Source organism: Paenibacillus sp. FSL R7-277 (assembly GCF_000517965.1).
Taxonomy (GTDB): Bacteria; Bacillota; Bacilli; order Paenibacillales; family Paenibacillaceae; genus Paenibacillus_AQ; species Paenibacillus_AQ silagei.
Genome location: NZ_ASPX01000066.1, coordinates 1 through 9,774 on the forward strand (window position 1 = coordinate 1; position 9,774 = coordinate 9,774).

Sequence of the window (9,774 nt, forward strand, 5' to 3'; positions counted from 1 at the left end):
TACAACCAGATCGCTCTGCCCGTTCTGCACGAACACCACCGCCGGACGGCGGATACGGTTGTAGTTGCTGGCCATGGAGTAATTGTACGCGCCTGTGCAGGCCACAGCCAGAAGATCGCCGCTCTCCACCTTAGGCAGCTCAACGTCCCAGATCAGCATATCGCCGCTCTCACAGCATTTGCCGGCGATGGATACCTTCTCCACGTTAGGCTCAGTCGCACGGCTTGCCAACAGCGCTTCGTACTTGGATTCATACAGGGCCGGACGCGGATTATCTGTCATGCCGCCGTCAACAGCTACATATTTGCGCACTCCCGGAATTTCCTTGCTGGTTCCAACCGTGTACAGAGTCGTTCCGGCATCCCCTACGATACTGCGGCCCGGCTCTACCCAAATCTGCGGCAGCGAATCGTTAATGCCGGCGAAGTGGGTCTTCACTGCATCTGTGATGGCTGCGACATATTCGGACACCTGCAGCGGCGTATCGCCGTCCACATAACGGATTCCAAAGCCTCCACCCAGGTTGACTACAGGGAAGGAGATTCCCAGCTCTTCCTTGACGGTACGGGTGAACTCGGCAATACGTTCAACGGCAAGCTGGAAGCCCTCGGTCTCAAAAATCTGCGACCCGATATGCGAATGCACGCCGAGCAGGTTCAGATTAGCCAGGCTGTCAGCCAGGCTGACCGCTTCACGGGCCGAGCCGTTGCCGATATCGAAGCCGAATTTGGAGTCGGTCTGTCCTGTCGATGCGTAGGCATGATGGGCATGAGCCTCCACTCCAGGCGTAACGCGCAGCAGAATATTAACAGTCACTTCTCTGCGGGCGGCAATGGACTGAAGCAGACGGAGCTCCACCAGATTATCAGCGACAAAGCAGCCAATCCCTGCATCGATCGCCATCTCAATCTCATCCGGTGTCTTATTATTGCCGTGGAAATGAATGCGTTCCGCCGGGAAACCGGCTTGCAGCGCAGTATACAGCTCTCCATCGGAGACCACATCCAGCGACAGACCTTCCTCATCCGCAAGCCGGCACATCGCCATTGTCGAGAACGCCTTGCTGGCATAAGCCACCTGGAACCCGAGACCGGAAGCTGTGAACGCCTCCATGTACTCGCGGCAGCGGCGGCGGACCAATTGCTCGTCCACTATATATAGCGGTGTCCCATACTCCGCCTTCAATTCGGTTACATCACATCCGCCGATCTCCAAATGCCCTGCATCATTGATTCGGCTCGTCCCGTGTAAAAACATTGCGCAGTCCTCCAATTTCTGTGGAATCATCCGTTCCACCCTGTCTAGTATATGATTTGGGGCCCCGATGCGTTCCTGAAACAGATGCTCAGAATACAGATACGGCTTATTGCGGGGCTGTTCAGTATATTCAGTATAACAGACAGAGGGAACACCATTGAATGGACTTTTTTGCAGTTGATTTGTATTTTCCTACGACTTGCGCGGGGCATCCTTATGCTCAGGCATCCGGGTGCTATCTCTTGTTTTGTTGAAGGATGGCCTTGTTTTGGAGCTGAGCACCGGCTGACGCAGGAGGATCTCCGCCATGGCTTTTGCATTAAATGGTATAAACGGCCACATGTAAGGAGAATTATACGAACGGTGCGTGGTCAGCAGCACCACCAGCAGCGTCGTCCCGATCATGAAGCCGGGGATGCCGTAAGCAGCCACCGCCAGCAGCAGCGCAAGCCGGACAATCCGGTTGGCCAGCCCCAGCTCGTAGCTCGGCGTTGCAAACATCCCGATAGAGGCCACCGCCATATAGAGCACCACTTCATTGACAAACAGCCCGGTCTGTACGGCGATATCACCCACCAGAATGGCAGCGATCAGCCCCATCGCGGAGCCGAGTGGCGTCGGTGTATGCACTGCAGCCATCCGCAGCAGGTCTACCCCCAGCTCAACGATCAGGAACTGGGCAATGAGCGGGAGATTGGCTGATTTTTGCGGACCGATGAAATCAAGCATGCCGGGCTTCAGCTCCGGATGGAGAACCATCAGCATCCACAGCGGAAGCAGGAACATCGATGCAAAAATCCCGATGAAGCGGACCCAGCGGAGATAGGTTCCCATAAAAGGCGTCTGGCGGTTCTCTTCCGCATGCTGGCACAGATCAAAAAACGTCGTCGGCAGCACCATGACACTCGGGGAAGTATCGACAAACACAACCACCCGACCCTCCAGCAGATGGGAAGCGACAATATCCGGCCGTTCCGAATAACGGACCAGCGGATAGGGGTTCCAGCCGCCGCCGACAATCGCTTCCTCCAGCTGCTTGTCCGCCAGGGGAATGCCGTCGAGATTGACGCTTTTCAGCTTGTCCGTAACGGCCTGCACCTGGGTCTTATCCACGATATCATCGATGTAAGCTAAGCAGACATCTGTCCGGGTCCGCCGTCCAATCTGATGCATCTCCAGCTTCAGCCCAGGGTCGCGGATACGTCTTCTAACCAGAGCCACGTTGCTTAGCAGCGTCTCTGTGAAGCCGTCCCGCGATCCGCGGACCACCCGCTCAATCGACGGCTCATCCGGGCTGCGGGAAGGATACGAACGGGTATCCATGATGATAACCTGCGATTCCCCTTCAATGAAGAACGCGCTCATGCCGGCTAACACTTTGTTGATGCTCTCGCTGAACAACTCGCCTTTCTCCACCTGGACATGGGGAATATATTCACTCATGAAGCTGGCGAGTACATCTGCCGATACATTTTCGGGGGTCAGATACGTCAGGCGCTTCAGAATTTCATCGATAATCGTATCCTTGGCGAAGCCGCTGATGCAGAGCAGCGCCGCACTTTTCCCGCCGAAGGACATTTCCCTGAACACAATATCGAAGGAGGAGCCCAGCCCAAGTACCTCGGTCAGTGTATTCTTCGCATCAGCCAGGGATTGCGGGATCTTGTCGTTGCCTTGCCAATAAGTAATCGACTGCTCCAGGGAGTCAGAGCGTTCATTGTCACGTTTTTGCTGCAGAGGGTCATTGGACTTGCTTGCAGAATCCGCTCCCTGGCCGGCTTTGGACTTCTTAGGGGCGGACTGCTTGGGGGTAGACTGCTTCGGCTGCTGGGGCTGACCAGCTTCCTGACCGTCCTCCTGATCCTCAGGCTCTTCATCATCTCCAAATAATTTGGCAAAAAAGCCTTTATGGCTCTTATCCTGCGTCTGAGCCCCCAACTCGTCCGAGGTCTCCATATCCTGTGACTGTCCTCTGCCGTCTTCATAGGCTCCCTGTCCCGCGCCGGAATCCGCAGCTGAATGATCCGTTCCTGAATGATCTGTCCCTGCCTGTGCAGCTCCGGTCTGCTCGGGTGCACCCGCACCTTCGGAATCTGCTGATTCCGGGCCTGCAAAACCGGCGGAGGCAGAATCTTCTGCACATTGTGTTCCCTGCTGCGAATCGTCTGCTGCCTGGTCTCCCGTACCGGATTCCGCAGATGCTTCCTCCGGCCCGGCATCGTCGCCGAACATACTGCTGAAGAACCCTTTGATTCCTCCGCCGGACGATTCCTGACCGTCTCCGTTCTCGGATGCGGGATCATCCCCGGGACTGGCCTCATTATCTGTAGCCGCAGCATCTTTCCCGCCGACAGCCCCGCCATCTCCAGATGCAGCGTTCTTACCGCTGCTATCCTCACCTTCTCCAGCCGCAGCACTCTGACCGCCGCCAGCTTCTCCATGACTCGCCCCCCGGGCCGCTTCATTCCCGTCCCCGCCACTATCTGGCGGAGCATCCAGGCCCGACGGGCTCTCCTGCCCGCCTTCAATCGGGCGCGTCACCGCCCCCAGCTCCGCCGACGCCTCCAGCTCCTGACCCTTGCCGCTCTGGAATGCAGCCGGTTGCTCTTCCTGCTCCGGCGGCTTCTGCCCCGTCACCGCCCCCAGCTCCGCCGACGCCTCCAGCTCCTGTCCTATGTCGCTCTGGGATGTAGCCGGTTGCTCTTCCTGCTCCGGCGGCTTCTGCTCCGTCACCGCGCCCAGCTCCGCCGACGCCTCCAGCTCCTGACCCTTGCCGCTCTGGGACGCAGCCGGTTGATCTTCTTGCTCCGGCGCCTTTTTCTCCGGCGATTTCTGCTGCGCAGAACGGTCCTTCTTTTGATCCGTCTCTATCTGATCACCGCTGTGAATATACCTCACTCCCCAGCCCCCTTTACTGTTGATATACAAAAAAGTCGAACAACGACCCCGCTACCTTGCCGCATACCATCGCCATTAAGAGACCAAGCAGCAGATGGGTCATATGCAGACGTTTAGCCAGGATTGGCAGGACATTCAGCACCTCCGTCAGAGCCGCCGCCAGCATGCCGATAAATATGCCGTTGAACAGGCCGACCCCCAGCTCAATCAGCGGGCCGGCCGCCATTTTCCAGTTCCAGAAATCGCTCACCGTCCCCAGCAGGGAACCGCCGACCATCGCTCCCTCATACCAGTGAACCTTGTCATAGGAGGAGGTGAGCTGTGCCAGCCGGGGGATGATATCCAGCACTACGAATAGCGCAATCACCCCGCCGCCCACTGCGATTCCCCCGGCAATCCCAAGCAGCAGATGAAGTCCGAGTGACATTGGTGCGGTCATGTGCTCCCCTCCCGGCTGCCGGGCGCCTCGTCCCTGCGGCGTTTCATTTTGCGGTACTCCTCGTTGATTACATATTGATCGATATTCTTCTGATACAGGAACATTTCCACCTCAAGGGGAGTCGGCTCCTCGTTCCATTTCTTTTTGAACAAATGATTGAAAAAAATCACCATTCCAAGCCCGATGCCCAGCGAATAGGCGATCTGAAACAGATAAGGATGCTCGTCCCTGCGGCCGGTCAGCATCTCCACAATCCGGATCTGTACCTCCAGCATGCTGACATCGGCATGGAAATTCATAATCGTCAGCGCCGAGCCGAAGAACAGCAGCAGCCAGACCAGCACGAACAGGGCTATAGAAGGTTTAGCAGCCGTAGACGGACCTTCAATCTGTACAATGGTGCGGCCTTCGCCAATCGGCTGAATTTCCGCATCGGGGTACACTTCCTGAATCCGGGGAATGACGGTCAGCAGATCAACCAGGATCAGATTACCGTCACTCTCCTTGGGCTGAAGCAAAAGCAGTGTATAGAGCGGCTCCCGCCACTGCGGATCAGTGATCAGATAAGCGACATCGCGCAGCAGCACCCCCTTGCCCTTGGGCACCGTCACCCGGTTCTTAAGCTGGATATATATGCATGTAGCCGGGGAATCAGTGTTCATCTGCGGGCCTCCTTAAGCTCAGGTGTGATGCGGTCCTACGGCAAGAATAAGGGTAGTATGGGAAAAAAGGCTTATTTTTACTCTTCTCCTCCGCAATTCATCGTGACTTACGCAGGACCACCGAAACTTTTCCTGCCTCAGGGCCGTCTATAGTTACAGTTATTTACACAGAAGGGATGGAAGTTCATATGAGACAAGCATTGCACCACTCCTTACGGATAGTTCTCTCTGTATCGATGCTTCTGGCATTCGCTGCGCCGCTCACAGCACATGCAGCCGAGAAGATCGAGGTATACGATTCCTATACCAGCAAGAACAGCAACGTCCAGCTGTATTCGGTGAGTCAATTGGACGGGAACCGGTTCATCAATGCTGTCATTGCCCGGCAGCCGGATGGGACATATAGTAAATGGCCGGAGGCTTTTCAACATTTCCGGAAGAGTGACAGCGGGAACTTGCAATTGACGGGGATGGATGATCCGGAGCAAGCCTATGTCTACGATACGCAGAGCCAGTCCATTATGCGCAAAAGCGAATACGCCCTCTCTCCTGATGGCCGCTGGGGTGTTCTGGAGCGTTCCCGTTATGAACGGCAGCCGGACGGCTATATCGCGAAATTCGGTGATCAGTATTTGAAAAATACGGCGACTGGAAAAGTATCTGTCTATTATGCTACTCAGCGGTACTACAATGCCTGGTGGATCAACCAGCATACGCTGCTTGAGAGCGGATATAATGAGGCTGCCAGGCAGAATGTGATCAGTACGTACGATCCGTCCACCGGGAAGCGGCAGGAGCTGCTGAGGGGGACCTTGAACAACTGGAACTTGTCGAAGGGACTGCTGCAATATGTCAAAAACGAGCCCAAACGTCTCCCTTGGATCTATAATCTAAAGGACGGATCGTCACGGCTGGTCAAGGATGCCCGCGAGCTTGAAGCCTTGTTCCCTGCTGCTCCATCTTCAAGACCGGAAGTCACATTCCCTAAGGGGATGCTGCTGAAAGAGCTGCCTGTCACGGAGATGCCGATCACCTTAGCCTATGAACACAACCTGAATCTGGACGGAAAAAGTGTGGATGTATCCACCATATTCACTAAGGGCGGACAAGAGTGGATACCGGTGAAGCCGCTTGCAGCGGCCCTCGGCTGGAACATCGAAGTCATGAACATTAGCGCAACCGGCGACCCTTCTGCGGCTTACATCTATAAAATTACAAACGGTAGCAATCACGCAGTCCTCACCCCTGTTAACAGCTTCAATTCGGCAAGCAGACTGTATATCGCACCAGCGCAGCTTAAGGAGCTTGGGTACAAAAGCATTAAGGTCACTCCATATGTGAAATAAAATCACTCCAGCGGCGGCCCCCCTGCCCCGAGTCTGCCTATACAACAAAGAGGATGTTCCCGGACGGCGCGGCCGTGTAGGAACATCCTCTCTGTATGTTACGCCAGGTCCTGGGGTATGTCCCCTCAGACTGTAGCGCTATGAAGTTAATTCTGTTTGGCCGGCTGCAGCTGATCCCTCTGCTGACTGGAGATAAAGAACAGCGCCGTCCAGATCAGCGCGAAGCCGACAATCTGCGGCAAGGTTACAAGCTGCTGATAGACGACCCAGTTAATCAGAATACCGGTCATCGGGAAGCTGAGTTCGGCCAGGGTTGCTACCGAAGCCTTGGTCGTATTCAGTCCCTTGTAGTAGAGCAGCATGCTGAGCAGTCCGGGCAGCAGCGCCTGCAGCAGCAGGTTAATGGCAACTGCCGCCGAGCCGCTGACTCCGCCGCTCATCTGCCACGGGGCGCCTTCCATACTTGTAATTACGAACAGCAACGGGAGCGCCAGAATGAAGCGCAGTGAGGTTACTGTCTCATATTTCATTGAGCCCAGCAGATAACGGCCCATGACTGTAGAGCCGCCCCACAAAGCAGCAGCGCCCAGCGCCATCAGGCTTCCTACGCCCATGAAGCTGTTCACATGGCCGAAGGGAATCGTCCAGCCGAAGGTCAGCAGGTACGTCCCGGCCAGCGCAACAATAAGCAGCGGTGCGAAATTGCGCGGCAGGCGTTCTTTTAGAATAACAGCGGCAAGACCAATGGCGAACAAGGGCTGAAGCTTCTGGAGCAGCAGCACGGCATTGAAGTCTCCGCTGGATAAGGCCTTGGTGAACAGAATGGTCGCTACGGCTGAGCCGCCCCACGATACCACGAGCAGCGCTGCGGCCTGGCGCAGACGGACACCCTTCAGCTCTGCGCGATTGCGCCACATTACTGGAGCGGCAACCAGGAAGAGCACAACATGCTCAAGCAGTACAATCTGGGACGAAGTCAGGGATTTCAGCAGGATAATACGGAACAGCGGGTCAACTCCCCATAAGGCCGCCCCCAGAACCACCAGCCAGAATCCGCTGCGCACCGGTGCGGTACGCACGCCTTGGGATGAAGCAGATACATTACTCATCTTTCATTCTCCTTGTCGATACAAACCCTCGATAGAGACCAAAAACCCCCGTGAGTCCTGAGAACAGGACAAACATCGGGGGCGTTATCAATAAAGACATACGGAATAGACCCGCCTGCCTTTATCTTATGATCCTCTCCCATCCGGACTTTACCGTCGGCTCTGGATTGTCACCAGATCAGTCGCTTCCTCTTGTGATAGAGTAACGAGTCGCGGGCTTAGTTCTCACGAACATCACCGCCGGTCAGGAATTTCACCTTACCCCGAGAATCTTGTATTCTGTTATTATTTTCACAATCCCAGAATACCTCTGATTCTTCATTTCGTCCAGCTTTTTATGAAAATAATCATTATATTTCATTAAATAATCATTAAAACAATCATTCTGCCAAGCAAATCTGCGTACCGTATCCAGGTTCTGGTTCGTTTGGCAGAAACGGCGGCTTGCGATACACTATAGTATGAGCATTAATCATACCCATTATAGAGATTTTATTTGGAGGTCATCATGAAAAGAAGCTTTCCGACCAATCTGCTGTATTCCATCTTTGCTCTGGCCGGCCTTGCCATTAGCGGCTTTATTACTTACTTTATTGTCTCTTTTACCGGAGGGATGCTGTTCTACGGCCCACTTGTCCTGGTCGTTGCTTCAGGGCTGGCTGTATTCTCCATACTCAGCATCTTCGGCTTGTTCAGCAGGAAGCTACGCCGGATGCTCCTGGCTGCTTTTGCCGGAATCTGTGTGCTGGCAGCCGTAGGCCATGAGATCAGACAAGCGTATGTGAACAGCCTTGCGGAAGTGAGGGAGCCGGAGGTCGACCTGTTTGAGTACGCCCCCTTTGAGGCGAACAGCAAAGCTGCTTCCCTCGATCACAAGGCGTCCTATCAGCTTACGGAGCAATTGCCTCGTCTGGATGGTGCAACTGCGCTGTATCCGCTGTATTCCGCTTTTGCCCAAGCCGTGTATCCGCAGGATACATACAATTCCAGCATTGAGCTGACCGGAAATGATCTCGTCCTGTGCACCAGCACCTCCGAGGCTTACAAGCGTCTGATCGCCGGGAATGCTGATATTATCTTTGCCGCCGCCCCTTCGCTGGCCCAGACGAAGCAGGCGAAGCTGGCAGGTCGTGAACTGAAGCTCACCCCGATCGGGCGCGAAGCGTTCGTCTTCTTCGTCAACAAGCGCAATCCGGTGGACAGCTTAACGGTAGAGCAGATTAAGGATATCTATTCCGGCACCGTCACGAACTGGAAGGAGGTTGGCGGCAAGAAGGCGTCTATCCGTGCTTTTCAGCGTGCAGAGAACAGCGGCAGCCAGACCAAGCTGCAAAAAATCATGGAGGACCGCCAGCTGATGGCTCCCCCGAAGGAGAATGTCGCGGATGTGATGAGCGGGATTATCAGCCTCACCGCCAGCTACCGCAACTTCAATAACGCGCTCGGCTTCAGCTTTCTGTTCTACGCCTCACAGATGAATGCCAGCGATGAGATCAAGCTGCTGGCTATCGATCAGGTGCCGCCCTCCAAGGAGACCATCCGCAGCGGCGAATACCCGCTCGCCGTGGAATTCTATGCTGTAACGGCCGGCAGCACCAACCCGAACATTGAACCGTTCCTGGACTGGATTCTGTCTGCCGAGGGCCAGGAGCTGGTTGAGAAGACCGGATATACTCCGGTAAAATAAGCAGAACACCAGCATCCTAATGGGGTAAGAGGATGCTGGTGCCTGCGCTTGCCCATTGTATTCGGTTTTCCGCATACATCCGGCCGCACGCCGCTGCGCTCACCCATTGTAATCGGTTTTTCGATTACATTTGGTCCACACGCCTCGCGCCTGCCCATTGTAATCGGTTTTTCGATTACATTTGGTCCACTCGCCCCGCGCCTGCCCATTGTAATCGGTTTTTCGCCTACATTCGGCCCACGCACCCCGCGCCTGCCCATTGTAATCGGTTTTTCGATTACATTTGGTCCACGCGCCCCGCGCCTGCCCATTGTAATCGGTTTTTCGATTACATTTGGTCCACACGCCCCGCGCCTGCCCATTGTAATCGGTTTTT

At 55.1% G+C, this 9,774-nt stretch carries 8 protein-coding genes and 1 riboswitch; of the genes, 3 read left to right on the forward strand and 5 right to left on the reverse strand.

Translation table 11 applies throughout. The features are described 5' to 3' along the window. The 4 genes from lysA to C173_RS19020 form a co-directional block, all read right to left on the reverse strand. Window positions 1–1,257: diaminopimelate decarboxylase (lysA, locus tag C173_RS19005; protein ID WP_036727415.1), on the reverse strand; the 1,257-nt coding region annotated here is incomplete at its 3' end. Window positions 1,258–1,449: 192 nt separating this feature from the next. After that, window positions 1,450–3,213 carry a spore germination protein gene (locus C173_RS19010; protein WP_081751240.1) on the reverse strand — a complete coding sequence of 588 codons (1,764 nt, stop codon included), beginning with the start codon at window positions 3,211–3,213 and terminating at the stop codon, window positions 1,450–1,452. A gap of 955 nt (window positions 3,214–4,168) precedes the next feature. Further along, on the reverse strand, window positions 4,169–4,594 hold the full coding sequence (locus C173_RS19015; protein WP_036727417.1) for a stage V sporulation protein AB: 426 nt from the start codon (window positions 4,592–4,594) through the stop codon (window positions 4,169–4,171). After that, window positions 4,591–5,256, reverse strand: coding sequence for a stage V sporulation protein AA (locus tag C173_RS19020; protein ID WP_036727419.1), 666 nt, complete (start codon window positions 5,254–5,256; stop codon window positions 4,591–4,593). The genes C173_RS19015 and C173_RS19020 overlap by 4 nt, the downstream gene beginning before the upstream one ends. Before the next feature lie 188 nt (window positions 5,257–5,444). Here C173_RS19020 and C173_RS19025 point away from each other — a divergent pair, with 188 nt between their 5' ends. Next, on the forward strand, window positions 5,445–6,602 hold the full coding sequence (locus tag C173_RS19025) for a hypothetical protein (protein ID WP_036727421.1): 1,158 nt from the start codon (window positions 5,445–5,447) through the stop codon (window positions 6,600–6,602). Window positions 6,603–6,748: 146 nt separating this feature from the next. Here the strand turns inward: C173_RS19025 and C173_RS19030 are convergent, their stop codons facing one another. After that, window positions 6,749–7,711 (reverse strand): DMT family transporter, encoded by a 963-nt coding sequence (locus tag C173_RS19030; protein ID WP_036727422.1) that lies wholly within the window; start codon window positions 7,709–7,711, stop codon window positions 6,749–6,751. A gap of 127 nt (window positions 7,712–7,838) precedes the next feature. Continuing rightward, window positions 7,839–7,986: riboswitch (FMN riboswitch) on the reverse strand. A gap of 233 nt (window positions 7,987–8,219) precedes the next feature. On the opposite strand from C173_RS19030, the gene C173_RS19035 reads away from it, so the two are divergent. Both C173_RS19035 and C173_RS35025 read left to right on the forward strand, forming a co-directional pair. Continuing rightward, window positions 8,220–9,398 carry a PstS family phosphate ABC transporter substrate-binding protein gene (locus C173_RS19035; protein WP_036727424.1) on the forward strand — a complete coding sequence of 393 codons (1,179 nt, stop codon included), beginning with the start codon at window positions 8,220–8,222 and terminating at the stop codon, window positions 9,396–9,398. A 48-nt stretch (window positions 9,399–9,446) separates the two neighbouring features. Beyond that, window positions 9,447–9,774, forward strand: a 328-nt coding sequence (locus C173_RS35025; protein WP_235191950.1) for a hypothetical protein, incomplete at its 3' end; no start/stop codon positions are given.